This window comes from Exiguobacterium sp. SH0S1, from assembly GCF_004337165.1.
GTDB classification, from domain to species: domain Bacteria; phylum Bacillota; class Bacilli; order Exiguobacteriales; family Exiguobacteriaceae; genus Exiguobacterium; species Exiguobacterium aurantiacum_A.
On record NZ_SJVC01000010.1, the window covers coordinates 14,413 to 30,931 of the forward strand.

14 protein-coding genes and 2 tRNA genes are annotated in these 16,519 nt (G+C 53.1%); all 16 read right to left on the reverse strand.

From position 1 onward, the window contains the following. Positions 1-9 precede the first annotated feature (9 nt). The 16 genes from EVJ20_RS14510 to EVJ20_RS14585 all read right to left on the reverse strand — a co-directional run bounded on the left by EVJ20_RS14510 (position 10) and on the right by EVJ20_RS14585 (position 16,442). A tRNA-Glu gene (locus EVJ20_RS14510) sits at positions 10-81 on the reverse strand. Between the two features lie 9 nt (positions 82-90). Next, positions 91-167: transfer RNA gene (locus EVJ20_RS14515), tRNA-Met, on the reverse strand. A gap of 143 nt (positions 168-310) precedes the next feature. Then, on the reverse strand, positions 311-2,713 hold the full coding sequence (locus tag EVJ20_RS14520) for a YhgE/Pip family protein (protein WP_236636508.1): 2,403 nt from the start codon (positions 2,711-2,713) through the stop codon (positions 311-313). Positions 2,714-2,912: 199 nt separating this feature from the next. Then, on the reverse strand, positions 2,913-3,467 hold the full coding sequence (locus EVJ20_RS14525; RefSeq protein WP_070329375.1) for a S1 domain-containing RNA-binding protein: 555 nt from the start codon (positions 3,465-3,467) through the stop codon (positions 2,913-2,915). A 75-nt stretch (positions 3,468-3,542) separates the two neighbouring features. After that, a complete protein-coding gene (locus tag EVJ20_RS14530) occupies positions 3,543-3,917 on the reverse strand; it encodes an FtsB family cell division protein (RefSeq protein WP_071398636.1) in 375 nt (124 codons plus the stop codon). 45 nt (positions 3,918-3,962) lie between these two features. Further along, positions 3,963-4,235 carry an RNA-binding S4 domain-containing protein gene (locus EVJ20_RS14535; RefSeq protein WP_070329377.1) on the reverse strand — a complete coding sequence of 91 codons (273 nt, stop codon included), beginning with the start codon at positions 4,233-4,235 and terminating at the stop codon, positions 3,963-3,965. Continuing rightward, positions 4,232-5,647: a nucleoside triphosphate pyrophosphohydrolase gene (mazG, locus tag EVJ20_RS14540; RefSeq protein WP_131508729.1), complete on the reverse strand. Its 1,416-nt coding sequence runs from the start codon at positions 5,645-5,647 to the stop codon at positions 4,232-4,234. Before mazG ends, EVJ20_RS14535 begins: the two co-directional genes overlap by 4 nt. A gap of 1 nt (position 5,648) precedes the next feature. Continuing rightward, positions 5,649-7,196: a polysaccharide biosynthesis protein gene (locus EVJ20_RS14545; RefSeq protein ID WP_131508731.1), complete on the reverse strand. Its 1,548-nt coding sequence runs from the start codon at positions 7,194-7,196 to the stop codon at positions 5,649-5,651. Then, positions 7,180-10,707: a transcription-repair coupling factor gene (mfd, locus tag EVJ20_RS14550; protein WP_131466516.1), complete on the reverse strand. Its 3,528-nt coding sequence runs from the start codon at positions 10,705-10,707 to the stop codon at positions 7,180-7,182. Before mfd ends, EVJ20_RS14545 begins: the two co-directional genes overlap by 17 nt. Before the next feature lie 45 nt (positions 10,708-10,752). Continuing rightward, a complete protein-coding gene (pth, locus tag EVJ20_RS14555; protein ID WP_070329381.1) occupies positions 10,753-11,310 on the reverse strand; it encodes an aminoacyl-tRNA hydrolase in 558 nt (185 codons plus the stop codon). Positions 11,311-11,365: 55 nt separating this feature from the next. Next, positions 11,366-12,322, reverse strand: a complete 957-nt coding sequence (locus EVJ20_RS14560) for a ribose-phosphate diphosphokinase (RefSeq protein WP_016509622.1) — start codon at positions 12,320-12,322, stop codon at positions 11,366-11,368. A gap of 45 nt (positions 12,323-12,367) precedes the next feature. Then, positions 12,368-13,723 (reverse strand): bifunctional UDP-N-acetylglucosamine diphosphorylase/glucosamine-1-phosphate N-acetyltransferase GlmU, encoded by a 1,356-nt coding sequence (glmU, locus tag EVJ20_RS14565; RefSeq protein ID WP_131508733.1) that lies wholly within the window; start codon positions 13,721-13,723, stop codon positions 12,368-12,370. A gap of 183 nt (positions 13,724-13,906) precedes the next feature. Then, positions 13,907-14,206: a septation regulator SpoVG gene (gene spoVG / locus EVJ20_RS14570; protein ID WP_070329383.1), complete on the reverse strand. Its 300-nt coding sequence runs from the start codon at positions 14,204-14,206 to the stop codon at positions 13,907-13,909. Between the two features lie 136 nt (positions 14,207-14,342). Beyond that, complete coding sequence (purR, locus tag EVJ20_RS14575; RefSeq protein ID WP_071398630.1) at positions 14,343-15,167, reverse strand: pur operon repressor; 825 nt, start codon at positions 15,165-15,167, stop codon at positions 14,343-14,345. 73 nt (positions 15,168-15,240) lie between these two features. Further along, positions 15,241-16,104, reverse strand: coding sequence for a 4-(cytidine 5'-diphospho)-2-C-methyl-D-erythritol kinase (gene ispE / locus EVJ20_RS14580; protein WP_131466514.1), 864 nt, complete (start codon positions 16,102-16,104; stop codon positions 15,241-15,243). A 101-nt stretch (positions 16,105-16,205) separates the two neighbouring features. Continuing rightward, positions 16,206-16,442: a Veg family protein gene (locus EVJ20_RS14585; protein ID WP_070329386.1), complete on the reverse strand. Its 237-nt coding sequence runs from the start codon at positions 16,440-16,442 to the stop codon at positions 16,206-16,208. Positions 16,443-16,519: the final 77 nt, after the last annotated feature.

Consider the following 16,519-nt stretch of genomic DNA (forward strand, 5'->3'; position numbering starts at 1 on the left):
TTAGGTAAGTGACCCGTACGGGATTCGAACCCGTGTTACCGCCGTGAAAGGGCGGTGTCTTAACCGCTTGACCAACGGGCCTAAATAAAATGGTAGCGGCGGAGGGAGTCGAACCCACGACCTCACGGGTATGAACCGTACGCTCTAGCCAGCTGAGCTACACCGCCATGTTATTGTGTTGTGTCCTAAGCACATTTTCTATAATAACCAGTAGTCACGTCCGTGTCAATTCTTTTTTAAAACTTTTTTCACAAAAAAACGTGTATAGTGCCATTTCATACACTATACACGATTTTCGGTTGATTGTGCATCACGCTTCCGACGGAGCCGGTCGATATTTTTTCTTCCAAGCGATGCGGAAATATCCCCAGAGCAAGAAGAAGCAACCGACCGACACGAGCGCCAAGTATAGAATCGCCCCTTGTAAATAACTGAGCCCGTCCGCCGACAAAATCTCTTTATAGCCGGCCACCGTATACGTCATTGGAAGTAACGCGTTGAACGGCTGCAAGGCACGTGGAATCAATTCAAGCGGGAACGTCCCGGCCGACGTCGTCAATTGAAGAATCAATAAGACGATGGCAACGAACCGTCCCGGGTTCCCGAGCGTCGTGACGAGCAACTGAACAATCAATAAGAACGTAATACTGACGAGCCAGCTGAAACCGAAGAAGCGAAGCGGTGACTCGACCTCGAGTCCGAGCAACGCGATCATCGCCACGTTTAAGACGAGCGCCTGAACGAAACCGATGACGATTAATACGCCCGATTTCGATAACAACCAAGATAAACTCCGCTTCGGTTTGCCAGCCGGATCATAGAGCGGATAGACGATTGACAACAAGAGCGCCCCGACAAAGAGACCGAGCGACATGAAGTATGGTGCAAATCCTGTCCCGTAGTTCGGTACGTGATGAATCGAGTCGTTCACGATTTGAATCGGCCCCGCCATCATTTCAACGTTCTCATCGCGGATGTCGACGTCAGCCGATTCCGCACCCGAGAGTAAGGCGTCACGAAGTTTTCCGTTACCCGACTCTAGTTCAGTCAGACCTTCCGCCAGGTCCGAACTTCCAGAACCGAGCGCTTGACCCCCTTCGGCCAGACGCGATGCCCCTTCAGCGATGGTACCCGTTCCTTGACCGGCCGTTTTGACCCCGTTGGCGAGTTTCGTACTTCCTTCAGACAAGGCGAGCGTGGCGTCAGCCAATTGATCACTCCCCGACGCCAGTTCTGTCGTCCCGTCATGAAGCGTCGCCACCCCGTCGTTCAATTGAACGCTTGCCGATGCAAGTTCACCCGAACGATCCATCGCGGTTTTGGCACCTTGCTCGATTTGGCTTGACCCCTCGCTCAGCGCCGCGGCCCCGTTGACGAGCTGAGTCTGTCCGTCATTCAACGCAACCAATCCGGCCGCGAGTTCAGTGGCACCGGCTTCTGCTTGTCCCAACCCTTCCCCGAGTGCCGTTTGGCCTTCCGTGACACGAGACGCGCCCTCTGAAAGCGATGTGAATCCTGCTTCCGTTGCCTGCATGCCTGTAGACAGCTCGGCGACGAGCGCTTGCAACATGTCTGGCGTTGCGGGCGTACCGGATTCGGCGAGCGCAGACAACTTGGCGATCAGTTGCTCTTGCTGGCCTAACAACTCCGTTTTCATTTGGTCAATGCCAGCGGTGACACCTACCGTTCCCGCTACAAGTGCTTCGTTTCCGGCACTAGCCGCACTAAGCGCTTCTGCGAGTGTGCTCGAGCCGTTGACGAGTTGGCCGCTTCCGGCCTGTGCGTCCTCGAGTCCGGCTGCGAGTTCATGAATTCCAGCGTCAAGCTGTTGCGTCCCGCTATGCAACTCGCCTAACTTCGAAGAGAACGCGCTCGTTCCGTCGACGAGCTGAGTCGTACCGTCTTTTAGCACGGCGGCCCCGGCGTCGACACGATGGACACCGTCTGACAGCGTGGAACTCCCAGTTTGGATACGCTGGCTCCCGTCGACGAGATCAGCCGCCCCAGACTCAAGCGCACCGAGTCCGTCATCGAGCTTGGCTGCGCCGTCAGCTAGTTCCTGCTGTTTTGAAGCTAGCAGTCGCGAGCCGTCCGCTAGCTTAACGGCCCCTTCTTTAGCGGTCGTTGATCCGTCAGCAAGCTCCGTCGCACCGGTTGCGGCTTCATCTAATCCGTCAGCGACGGTTTTCAATCCGTCCCGCATGGCGTTGACATACTGTTTCGTCACTTCAGTCGACAGTTCGCCTTTCACTTGTTCCATCGCCGAACCTCCGATTTGAGCGGCGAGGAAGTTATACGACTCGTTCGCGATGTATCGAAGTTCCAATTGCTCAGGGTCAGCGGACAGCGCGCTCGTCGCTTTCTCTGAAAAGTCATCCGGGATTTCGATTGCCATGTAAAAGGCGTGATCTTGTAACCCGGCGTCCGCTTCTGCTTTCGACACTTCGACGAATTGGAACGCTTCCGAGGTCGTCAACTTATCGACGAGTTCGTCACCGACAGCGAGTTCCTCCCCTTCAAACGTGGCCCCTTGGTCATCATTGACGATCGCGACGGGCAAATCTTTCATTTGGCCGTAAGGGTCCCAAAATGCCCACAAGAACATGCCCGCATACATGAGCGGCACGAGCGCGACCGCGAGAATCGGAATCCATACCCGCGGATTTTTACCGATGCTCTGCCATTCTGCTTTCCACAACTTCCATCCGTTCATTTGTTTCTCCACCTTTACTTATAAAACATAACTATTTTTCATGTTCCCTATTGTGCTCGCTCCGTCGAAAAATTGCAACCTTTTTTAGTTATTTTTTATAACAAAAAAAGCGCCGACAATTGTCGCGCCATGAAAAAAAGCCACGGACCTGTGTCCGTGGCGTTATCGTTACGAGTAGAAGCTGATGGTTTACGAAGGGTTACCCGCGCTTGGCTCCACGTCCACCGCGTTTTGAATCAGTTTGACGCTTCAACGTTGTAAGGCGTTCGTCGCTATCTTTCAAGAACTTGGTCATCAACGTATCAAACGTTTCTGGCTCACGACGTACTTCACGACGTGCGCCGCCACCGCCACGGGGACCGCCGCCACCGCGTGGGCCACCGCCACCGCGTGGACCTTGACCAGGACCACCTGGACGGGGACCGCCCGGACGTGGGCCACCTTGACCAGGGCCGCCTGAACTAGGGCCTCGTGAGAAGCGTTCGCCGGCTGGACGTTCTGGGCGTTCGCTAACAGGACGATCGACAGTTTTTTTGATAGACAACCCGATTTTGCCATCACTTTCGATGTTCAAGATTTTGACTGTGACTTCTTGACCGACCGTTAGGACTTCATTGATGTCTTTGACATAAGAATCTGCCACTTCACTGATGTGCACCAAACCCGTTTTTCCATTAGGGAGCTCTACGAACGCTCCGAAATGCGTAATCCCTGTAACCTTACCTTGTACCTTGCTTCCTACTTCAATTGACATAAAATAATGTACTCCTTTTTTTGAATGATTCCCTACAATTATACGAGTCGATTCGTCAACGGTCAACGAACCTACTTATTCCTCTGGTGAGAAGTAAAAAATAATCTCGCCATCTTTCGAGAACAACAGCTCGTTGCGTGCAAGATTAGCGATGTATTCTTCGTCTTGTAAACGTTCAACCTGCTCTTTTAGCTCCGCTTGTTCTTCCTTCGTTTCACGAAGCTCGACACGAGCCTCGTCTTGCTTTAGCTCTTGATCCGCTACATATCCGATCTTTGAGAAATAGCTCTGGCCGATGAAGACAATCAACAACAAAAAGACAAGTGAGGCCACGGCTAGGCGGCGTCGAAGATGGATACGTCGCCGGCTCTGTTCTTTTTCCAGCTGTTCTCTCCGTTCGTCGAGAGCCCGAATCCGCTGTTTGCGTTCCATCGGGTTACGTCCATTCATCGAATCACCTTCCTCTTGACCTATTATGTTCAGTATACCTTTTTTTTATGCTTCCGTACCACTGTTCACCTTTTCTTCTTTGATCAACCGGTACATTTCCTTCGCATCCTCTTTCCGGGCATGCTCGGCAATCGAATCGATAATGACCGTCACCAGCTTATTCCCGAATCGGATTTGGAGCTCATCACCGGCCTTGACGTCCGTACTGGCCTTGGCGACTTGGCCATTCAAGCGGATACGGCCTTGATCGGCCACTTCCTTCGCTAACGTCCGTCGTTTGATCAAGCGCGACACTTTCAAAAATTTATCTAGTCTCATAATCCCTTCTCCTTCGCTTCATCCCAAAGCCGATCCATTTGTTCGAGCGTCATGTCGCTGAGCGATCCGTTCGCTTCGATATATTCAAATCGTCTCTTGAATTTTTGATTGGTCCGTTCAAGTGCTTGTTCCGCGTTCAACCCGAAATAACGGGCTACGTTGACGACTGAGAACAGTACGTCCCCTAGTTCTTGTTCGTCTTCGGGACGGTCTCGCCACTCTTGTAACTCTTCTTCGAGCTTCTCGAACGCTCCGGTTACGTCATCCCACTCGAACCCGACTTGAGCCGCTTTCTTTTGGAGTTGCTCGGCACGCATTAACCCCGGTTGGGTCACGAGCACACCATCGAGCTGCGAATGTTTGTTTTCCCCTTTTTCGTCTTGCTTAATCGCATTCCAGTTCGAAACCACGTCGTCGGCGTCTGCGACCGTCACGTCACCGAAGACGTGCGGATGGCGACGGACCATTTTCGTACTGATCGCGCCGATCACGTCACGAATGTTAAAGTACCCTTCGTCGGCCCCGATTTGCGCATGAAGCATGACTTGGAGCAATACGTCTCCGAGTTCTTCGATCATCGCATCATCGTCCTCTTCGTCGATCGCCTCGATCAACTCATACGACTCTTCGAGTAAATATTTCCGCAGTGATGCGTGCGTCTGTTTTCGGTCCCATGGGCAGCCGTTCGGACCGCGGAGTGTCGCGATGATATCTGTCAACGTCGCAAACTCCCGCGCGAGGTGCGTCTCGTCAGTGAGTGGCGGGACATAGAGCGTCGTCAAATTGTCGACTTCAGCGACCCGGTCCATCTCGTAGAGCGGAACTTCGGAAATTCGCTCTCGTTTTGTTCCGGCCGCCGTGACGAGCTTGACAAGATGTTCGTCCGGATAACGTTCCATCAATTGTACTTTCACATCCCCGGCCACAAACCCGTCGTACACTTGACCGATTAACACGTGCTGCGTGACTTGGAGCCGTTCAACGTCGAGTGCGGTCGCATCGAGCAGTTGAAACCCATTGATCGGATCAATCTGGAGCGCCTGAAACATGGCGTCCAAAAAGCTCTGTCCGCCGAGGAACGTCACGTCCGCCCCTTGTTCGACGAGCAGTTCGACCGTCCGCTCGGCGACGAACGGATGGCCCGGGACCGCATATGTGATCGCTAGTTCGTCGCTCTTGTCGAGCAACGTCTCAACGATTTGTTTATAGACGGCCTCAAACGTATCGTTTGATTCGTAAATGTGGTCAAACGATTCAAAATGAACCCCTTCCGCCTCGAGCTCTTTGACGACCGGATGTTCTTTCGTGCGCAACCAGACGAGCGGTTGCTGTTTCAAATGACGATATACCCCGAGCGGAAGTTGCTCGAGTTCGCCGGAGCCGAGTCCGACGACGGTAATTCCATAACTCATATTAGGTCTCCTTTTTATCAATCAAATTGATGAGTCGATTTCCAAACGGAATCATCTCCCATTCTTCGATCGTCAGCACCTGTTCCCTGACCGCTCGCCAGACGTACAAAGCGCCGCCGCACACCACCATCAAACCGAGCCAACCGAGTGCGTTGACGCGGTTATATAGTGACTCAGACGCTAACGCGTTCAAACCGAGCAAGACGATGCCCATAGGTAGGACGGTCTTTAAGAGCAGTCCGTAATGGTGCAACCGAAACGTACCGAGCGGGATGTTCTGGTCGAGCCGATTAAAATTAAAGGCCGCCATCGCTAAAAATGCGAGCGATGTACCGACTGCCGCCCCGTCAATCCCATAACGCGGAACGAGCAGCAAATTGATCGCAAACTTTACAATCATGGCAAACAGCATACCAAAGGCGGCCGTCCGCTCTTTGTCGATCGCTTGAAGGCACGTCATACTCGCGACTGCGAGCGAGGCCGCGAACGTACTCGTCGATAACAATACAAGCGCTCTTGTACCGTCAGCATTTTCAAACAACGCTACGTTCAAAGGCCACATGACGCCCATCAGTCCGATCGTTGCAGCCGCAGCGACCGTGGTCGTCACTCGAATCATCGAACTGAGGCCCGTTGCCGTCGCCGTGAGTCGCCCGGCCCGGTAATGGCGGACTAAGTTCGGCACGTTCGCCATCCCGAGTGCCGTCGTGAAGAGAATCGCAAACTGCACGAGCGGATAGCCACGGTCGAACACGCCTTTACTCACTTTGGCCGAATAATCGCCGCCCATCAAATTGACGATCGTGAATGAATCGACGAGTTGCATCCAAAGAATACCGAGCGACGCAAATCCGACCGCAAGCCCGCTCGTCAAGAGAACACGCAGTACGGCGCGCAGTGTTGCGGCACGAACCGCGACGATTCGGAACCCTTTCGCCCAAATCGACAAGACGACGACGGCAACACTTCCGCCGACTAACGTCGCCGCATAAGCATAGCGACTGAGTTCATATGCGTCACGTCCAAAGCGGACACCGACGAGCAGTGAGACGAGCAACACCGCGACCCGAATCAAGTTTTCAAGCACCTGCGACAGCGCGCTCGGTCGCAAGTCATCGATTGACTGAAACGACCCGCGCAGCACCGCAAGCGCAGGCATCAACAAGTAGCTGAGACTGATGACCCGGAGCGTCGTCGCCAGTTCGGGGTCACCGAGCAAGCGCGCGATGACAGGCGCAAGCGCGAACATCGCGACCACGAGGCCGACAGCGAGGCCGAGGAGCGCATAAAAACTGCCCCACAGAACTTCTAACTTCTGTCTTGGACCTTGTGCCCCGACCCCGATTTTGGCAATCACGACCGGCATCGCGTAAATCCCGAGCGAGGCGACGATCGCCGCAAACGGATATACCGTCTGGTAAGCGTATAACCCAAAATCACCGGCAATGTTCTGATACGGGACCCGATAGGCAAAACTAATAAATTTTGAAATGTATCCTGCGAGCGCAAATAAGACAACGCCTGTCGCGAACTTACTTGGCGTCCGCATGGACCACCAACCGCTTCACGAGTTCCTCAAGGACCGTGTCGGCATCATTCAACAGCTCGACAACTGGCATACGTCCGCTGAGTGACAGTTTGAGCGCCCCGTTGTCTTGCCCGACTCCGAGTTTTCGTCCGAGCGGCATCGTCCATTCCATGAACGACGGTACATCGAGTGCCGTCGTCGATTCCATCGATAGCACGATATCGATCCGCTCTGGTGACTGTTTGATCCGTGTCACTTTCGCCAGCTCCCCGTAAATGCGCAGACGCGTCAGTTGGATGAGCAACGCGACCGGTTCCGGGAATTCTCCGAACCGTTCGATCAGCTCGTCTTGAAGCGCGAACAATGCTTCTGGTGTATCGACATATTTGAAACGCTTATACATCTCGATCTTCAGTTCACTGTCCGACAAGTAATCGTCCGGAATGTAGGCATCCGCTTGGAACGTGACTTCCGGTTTGAAGACGACTTGTTTCGCTTGACCGCGCATGCGGTCTTTCCGCTCTTCGATTGCTTCTGACAGCATCTGTGAATACAGATCGAACCCGACCGAGTCGATGAACCCGGATTGTTGGGCACCGAGCAGGTTGCCGGCCCCGCGAATCGATAAGTCACGCATCGCGATCTTAAACCCGCTACCGAGCTCGGTGAACTCTTTGATCGCTTGGAGGCGGCTCTCCGCAACTTCGGTCAATCGCTTGTCTTTCCGATACGTGAAGTACGCATACGCGATCCGGTTCGATCGGCCGACACGTCCTCGAAGCTGATACAGCTGCGACAGCCCCATCTTATCGGCGTCGTGCACGATGAGCGTGTTCACGTTCGGGATGTCGATGCCGGTCTCGATAATCGTCGTCGAGACGAGGACGTCGGCTTCTCCTTCAAGAAAACTGATGAGCTGACTTTCAAGCTCGGTCTCGGTCATCCGGCCGTGCGCCGTCGCGATACGGGCATCCGGCAACAGCGCCCGAATCTCTTCGGCTTTCCGCTCGATCCCTTCGACTCGGTTATATAAGAAGAACGCTTGGCCGCCACGGGCGAGTTCGCGCTCGAGCGCTTCTCGCAACACGATGCCGTCGTATTCCATGACGTACGTCTGAACCGGATAACGGTTCTCCGGCGGTGTCTCGAGGACAGATAAATCACGGATTCCGATCATCGACATATGAAGCGTCCGCGGAATCGGTGTCGCCGTCAGCGTCAAGACGTCGATGTTCGTCTTCAGCTGTTTCAGGCGCTCTTTATGCTTGACCCCGAACCGCTGTTCTTCATCGATGATGACGAGGCCGAGATCGGCGAACGTCACGTCTTTCGACAGCACGCGGTGCGTCCCGACGACGACGTCGATCGTTCCCTCTTTCAGTCCTTTTTTCGTCGCCGCCAGCTCACTCTTCGAGCGGAAACGGCTCATGACCGAGACGTTGATCGGGAATTCACTGAACCGTTCGAGCATCGTCTCATAATGTTGCTGCGCGAGCACCGTTGTCGGCACGAGGAACGCGACTTGTTTGCCCGCGAGCACCGACTTGAACGCCGCCCGGATCGCGACTTCGGTCTTGCCATATCCGACGTCGCCGCAAAGCAGGCGATCCATCGGGCGTGACCGTTCCATATCCGCCTTGATTTCGGCAATCGATCGAACTTGGTCTTCCGTCTCGGCGTACGGGAAGGTCGATTCGAACTGGCTCATCTCGTCATCGTCCGCCGGGAAGGCGAAGCCGACCGATGCCTCTCGGGCCGCATAAAGTTTGATCAACTCGTCGGCAATGTCTTCGACCGACTTGGCGACTTTTGATTTGACCTTCTTCCATTCCGTCCCACCGAGTTTATAAATCTTCGGCTCTTTCCCTTCGGCCCCGACGTACTTTTGGACGAGGTCGATTTGATCGACCGGCACGTAAAGCGCGTCATCCCCGGCGTACACGAGATGGAGGTAATCTTGATGGATCCCACCGACTTCGATCGTTTTGATCCCTAAGTATTTCCCGATCCCGTGATGGATATGAACGACATGATCATTCGGCTTCAGCTCTTGATAACTCTTGATCCGTTCGGCGTTCGTCAAATTCTTCGTCTGCCGTTTCCGTTTCGTGACCCGCTTGAACAGTTCCGTTTCCGAGACGACGACGAGGCGGCTCGTCGATAACTCAAATCCGCCTTCGACCTGTCCGATCATGACGTGGACATGGCGTGGCAACAGCTCCCCGTCAACATTCGTGAACGTAGACGGGATCCCGTAGTCTTCAAGGAGCGCCACGACTTTGTCTGCCCGCATTTGATCCCCGGCGAGGAAAACGATCCGGTGATCACTTTGTTGCCACCGCTCGACTTCTTGCTTCAACAAGTGCATCTGTCCGTGGAAGGCAGGGAGCGGGCGGCAACTGAGATGGACCGTATTCGTCTCCGGGATCCCCGAACGCCGTGATGGCAGCAGCGAGAACGCGACTTGTTTCAAGCTTCGGAACACTTTGTGCATCGGCACGGCGAGCGTATAGTTGCTGACCGACTCCCCGCGTTCGATCAGTGACGAGAACCATTCGGCCTCTTCACGGTCTTGCACGTCCGCCGCGTCCTCGATGCGGGCCACTTCGTCCAACATGAGGACCGAATCAGCACCCACATAGTCAAGCAGCGTCGACGTATAAAGTAGCGGCGTGTACTTCCCGAGCTTCTCCGGTACATCACCGCGCCCGAACTGCTCGATGTCGCGGGCGATACCTGATTCAAGCGCTTGTCGAATCGTCTCGGTTTCAATCAGCTCGAGCGTCCGGTCGTATTGCCGTTCGAGCGCTTGCCCGGCTTTTTTCAACTGTTCGACCGATGCGACGAACTCGGTCGCCGGCGTGATGACCGCTTCCGAAACGACACCTAACGACCGTTGCGTCTCCGCATCGAACGTGAAGACGGAATCGACTTCCGTGTCGAACAAATCAATTCGATACGGTCTCGCTTCCGTGAGCGGATAGACGTCAAGAATGCTGCCGCGGACCGAAAACTCACCCGGTGCCGTCACCGTGGCCGTCCGCTCGTAACCAAGTTCAATCAGTGTTGAGGCAAACGGCTTTAAATCAAGTTCTTGCCCTGGTTTGATCGTCCGATGACTCGACAGCCAATCGGTCGGACTCGGTACGAAACGACGCAAGCCACCGAGCGGGACGACAAGGACGCCTCCCTCTTCGGTCAGGAGACGTGTTCTGGCTTCGATTCGCGCGGCGAGGAGCTCGGGACTGGATGTGAGCGACAGTTCACCGGCGAGCGTCTCGTCAATCGGATAGAGCAACGTCTTGCTCGGTCCGACAAGCGGCTCAAGCTGGTCGAACATCTTTTGGGCTTGGTACATGTTATGGGTGACGACAACGAGACGGCGTGTCGACTGTTTCGCCAAACCGGCCAAAACGAGCGCTTTGGCACTTGTCGTCAATCCCGTGACGAGTTGACGGTCGACTTTAGGCAACCGGTCTCGAATCACGTTCGTCTCCGGCAGTGTCACCATAAATCTCTCTAAAGCGTTCATTTGTTTTCCTCCACCTTATACGACAAAAAAGGGTGCTGTGACCCTTTAGTTATATCGATTCATGAGCGCGACCCAGTCCGTGTCCACAAAATCTGTTGCGGCGGCCACGGCTTGGTCGAGCGTATCGTTCAATTCGGACATATCTTCTTTTCGATAACTCATCAGTACCCAATCAACAACTTTGATCGGGTGCGGCGGACGTCCAACGCCAAGCTTAAGCCGTTTAAAATCCATCGTCCCGAGGTGCTGAATCAATGACTTGATGCCATTATGTCCACCGGCACTCCCTTTCGGACGCAGGCGGAGTTTGCCTGGGACCATGTCTAAATCATCATAGATGACGAGTAAATCGTCGATATCGATTTTATAGTAATCGAGAATCGGACGGACCGCTTCACCTGATAGATTCATGTACGTGAGCGGTTTGACGAGGACGACCCGCTCTCCATTGATTCTTCCCGTTCCAATGACTGCTTTAAACTTGGCTTCGTCAAGCGTGATCCCGTGCTTGTCCGCTAACCGATCAATTGCTAAAAACCCGATATTATGACGGGTCATTCCATATTTCTTACCCGGATTCCCGAGACCGACGATACATTTCATCATGTTCCTCCTGAACAAAAAAGCCCAAAGGCGAACGCCTTCGGGCCTCGTTTTTTTAATCGAACAGCGTGCTCACCGATTTGTGCTCGTGGACACGCATGATCGCTTCCCCAAGCAAACGGGCAACCGACATCTGCTTGATTTTGCTCGAGTACTCGCGACCAGTCAAATCGATCGTGTTAAGGACGACGAGTTCTTTGATTGACGAGTTGTCGATTCGCTCCATTGCCGGACCAGACAGAACCGGGTGGGTACATGAAGCGTATACTTCTTTTGCTCCCGCTTGGACAATTGCGTCTGCTGCGAGTGTGATCGTACCGGCCGTGTCGATGATATCATCGATCAAGATGGCTGTTTTGCCTTCAACGCTGCCAACGATGTTCATGACTTCGGCCACGTTCGCTTCCGGGCGTCGTTTGTCGATGATGGCGATTGGTGCTTTCAAACGTTCTGCGAGCTTCCGCGCGCGCGTGACACCGCCGTGATCTGGTGAGACGACGACGATATCTTTTGCTTTGAACTCATCTGTCTCGAAATACGTCGAGATGAGCGGGACACCTAACAATTGGTCTACTGGAATATTGAAGAAACCTTGGATTTGAGCGGCGTGCAAGTCCATTGTGATGACGCGTGTCGCTCCGGCTACCGTAAGCAGATCGGCAACGAGTTTCGCTGTGATCGGCTCACGCGACCGTGCTTTACGGTCTTGGCGTGCGTAACCATAGTATGGGATGACGACGTTGATCGTGCGAACCGAGGCCCGTTTCAGCGCATCGATCATCACGAGCAATTCCATGAGCGTTTCATTCACTGGTGAGCTCGTCGATTGGATGATGTACACATCGTCGCCTCGGACGCTCTCCTCGATATTGATGTAAAGTTCTCCGTCGCTAAACCGCTTCACTTGGCAGTCGCTGAGTGGGACACCGATTTCTTTGGCAATTTCTTCAGCTAACGGGCGGTTCGAGTTTAAGCTAAATAGGCGAATTTCACGTTCATATACAGTAGACATGTTTAGGATTCTCCTCCATCGTTTTCCATAGTAATAGGCAGCAACTTAGCGTTTCGTGTAACCTTCTTTGTTCGTTTGACGCTCGCGCGCAATCGCGAGAGCTTCTTCAGGGACATCGTTTGTAATCGTTGAACCGGCAGCGACGATCGCACCTTTCCCGACTGTTACCGGGGCAATCAAGTTGACGTTACATCCGACAAACGCGTCTGCTTCAACGACCGTCTCAAACTTATTCTTACCATCATAGTTGACCGTGATCGATCCACATCCGAGATTGACACGTTCACCGATCGAGGCATCTCCGATATAGCTGAGATGCGATGCTTTCGCACCGTCCCCGAACGTTGATTTTTTGATTTCCACGAAATTGCCGACGCGCGTATTGGCGCCAAGGACTGCTTGTTGACGAAGGTGGGCGAACGGCCCAACTTGCGCATGACTTCCGACACGGCTATCACTGAGTACCGATTGACGAACGGTTGCACCGTCTTCAATCACACTGTTGCGGATGTCCGAGTTCGGTCCGATCACGCACTCCGAACCGATGACCGTCTTGCCAAGAATGACTGTCCCTGGGTAGATGATCGTATCTGATCCGATGACGGCGTCCGGCGAAATGTATGTCGAGGCCGGGTCCATGAAGGTCACACCTTCACGCATAAGGCGTTCGTTCGTCCGCTTGCGCATGAGTATTTCAGCCTGCGCGAGAGCGACGCGATCGTTGACACCGATCGTCTCACCGAACGTCGGCGCGGTATGGGCCGCGACAACTTCGCCTGCTTCTTTCGCAATCGCGATGACGTCTGGCAAGTAATACTCACCTTGAACGTTATCGTTACCGACTTGTTTGAGGGCATCAAACAATAATTCGTTGTCAAACACGTAAGTTCCCGTATTGATTTCAAGAATCGCTTGCTCTGCAGCAGAGGCGTCTTTATGTTCGACGACTTTCGTCACGTTACCGTCTTCTCCACGGATGACACGACCATAACCGGTCGCATCGTCAGCGATCGCCGTCAGTACCGTTACTTTCGCTTGCTGCGCCTCATGATGGGCAAGGAGCGCCTCCAACGTTTCCGCTGTGAGAAGTGGTGTGTCACCACAGACGACAAGCGTCGCACCTGATTTACCAGCGAGCTCAGCTTCTGCCATTTGAACCGCATGGCCCGTTCCAAGTTGCTGTTCTTGGACCGCGTACTCGACGCGCGAGCCTAGCGTCTCTTGTACCGCTTCAGCCCCGTGACCGACGATGACGATTTGACGACTGACTCCGATTTTGTCGAGTTGGTCGACGACATGTTCGACCATCGGTTTTCCGAGGACCGGATGAAGCACTTTATAGAGCTTAGACTTCATACGCGTCCCTTTACCTGCTGCCAAAATGACTGCAAAACGATCCATTCTTGATTCGCCCCTATCTTAATCGACTGTTTTTATTCAATCGTTCGGTTTTTTCTATATTTAAATCCTGAATACACCGTTTCTACTATATCGAAACCGTGACGCGGTTTCAACCGTTGTAACCATTCGTAACTAATCAAACGCAAAAAGGCAGCGGAAGGGTCCCCATCCGCTGTCGAGTCATTATTCGTTTATACCGTTGTATGATTCCTGTGCTTCGTAAGTGGAAACATCGACCGTGCCGTAGGCTTCGAGCACAGCCGCCTCGACTTTTTGGCGCATATCTCCATTGATCGGGTGAGCGATGTCTCGGAAAATGCCTTCCGGCGTTCGTTTACTCGGCATCGCGACGAAGAGCCCGGTGCTTCCTTCGATGATTCGAAGGTCATGCACGACAAACTCTTGGTCAAGCGTGATTGAAGCGAGCGCCTTCATCCTACCTTCCGTCGTCACTTTGCGAATTTTTACGTCTGTGATCTGCATGTTTCGCATCCCCTTTTCTTCGTTGTCTATGCCATGGTGTACTTTCACTAAAAGGTTAAAGTGATTCAAGCGAACCGATTGACTCCGTATGACTGATATACCCTCTCATCATAAAACGAAATCAAATTTTTGCCAATCACTTTAAGAACTGTTCGACGTTACCGCGTGAAATTGTGACGAGTCCTTCATCTGCATCAACGTTCGTCAACTTCATCAAGCTGACGTACTCACTTACCATTTTCTTCTCGGCACCTTCGGCTTCCATCAAGACACCGACACCCGCGAGGTTTGCCTCGAACTCATTCAACAGGCTCATCATCCCACGGATCGTCCCGCCTGCTTTCATAAAGTCATCGATGAGCAAGACGTTTGCGCCTCGTGGCAAGCTTCGACGGGCGAGCGCCATCGTACGGATCGCTTTTGACGAGCCGGAAACGTAATTGATACTGACGGTCGACCCTTCCGTAACACGGCTGTCGGACCGGACGATGACGAACGGAACACCTAATTGCTCAGCGACCGCGTAGGCGAGCGGGATCCCTTTTGTCGCAATCGTCATGACGACGTCGACTTTACGGTCCGCAAACACCGAGGCGAAGATTTGTCCCATCGGTTTCACTTGACGCGGATTACCAAGCACGTCGGTTAAGTATAAATAGCCTCCCGGAAGCAGACGCTCCGGTTTCGACAGTTGATCGCACAAGCTATCGATCATCGATAGCGACTTGTCTTTGCTCCACCCTGGAATGAACATGACTCCCCCGGCCGCACCTGGCACGGTAATCAATTTCCCGGTACCGTCGTGGGCGAGCATTTCACTGACGATGACTAAATCTTCACTGATCGATGATTTAGCAGACTGATAGCGGCTCGAAAACATCGATAACGAGACGAGCTGATGTGGATGGTCAAGCATATAACGGGTCATATCGACGAGACGACCACTTCTACGAATTTTCATACGGATTCCCCTTCACTTTGTCAATAATAGACGAATGTTCTAAACAGAATATATCACTTTCATTCGTCTTTGTTCAATGTTTTTTGCCGAGAATCCGAACGACGAACACTTCCGGACAAAATCCTTTCAGTCCGTTATAGACGCGGTGCGCTTTTTGCTCGTGCTCGATGAGCGCGAATACGGTCGGGCCGCTGCCGCTCATCAACACGCCATCAGCACCACAATGCAGCATCGTCTCTTTGATTTGACGGACTTCGGGATGCAGTTCAAGCGTGACACCTTCAAGCGCGTTACCGAGGTTCGCACAAATTCCGTCAAAGTCCCGTTCACGAATCGCTTTAACCATCGCCGCAGTGTCTGGATGGACGATTTTCTCCATCTGAACGGCTCGATACACGTCAGCCGTCGATACACCGAGCTTCGGCTTCGCCAACACGACATAGCACGGCGGCGGTGACGGAATCGTCTCTAATATCTCACCGCGACCCCGGGCGATCGCGGTTCCACCCATCACACAAAACGAGACGTCTGAACCGACCGCGGCTCCAAGCTCTGCTAACTCCTCGAGCGTTAAACCGAGCTCGAACAGTTCGTTCATTCCCCGAAGCGTCGCCGCCGCATCACTCGATCCTCCGGCGAGCCCTGCTGCGACCGGGATTTGTTTATCGAGGACGATTTCGACTCCTTCTGTGATGTCGAACCGCTTCCGCAACAAATCGGCCGCGCGATAAGCCAAGTTCCGATGATCGCTCGGGACATAGGCGTGCTCAGACTGGATTCGAATCTCATCCGTATCGAGTACGGTCAATTCGAGCCGGTCGGACAAGTCCACTGTCGTCATCACCATTTCTACTTCATGATAGCCGTCCGTCCGCTTCCCGAGGACGTCTAGTGTCAAATTGATTTTTGCCGGCGCTTTCACACTGATCGTACGCATATCGTTCACCCTTCCCAATGTATCTCCTGTTCGCCATTGTACCGTAAACGGACGCACAAAAAAAGAAGCAGCTGCCAATGCATCCGCCCCTCATTTATCGATCAATTACTGAATTCAATTTTAACTGTATCCGTTAGGACATCAGCGTAGCTATAAGAGACACGTTCCACGTTGTGATGCTCTTCATCCAACTTGACAACGAACACCGCGGGATACGTCTCAACGAGCGTTCCAAACCGAGTAACGACTTTCTTACGACCGCCGTTTGCTTTCAACGTCAATCGTTCTCCAACATGTGATTCGAGTTTTTGTCTGATTTCTTGCAACGTCTTTGGCATACGCTTCACCTCACTGTTACAAGTATAGCATATTCTAAAACGGAAATAAAGAGTAAATATTATAGCGACTCGCTATC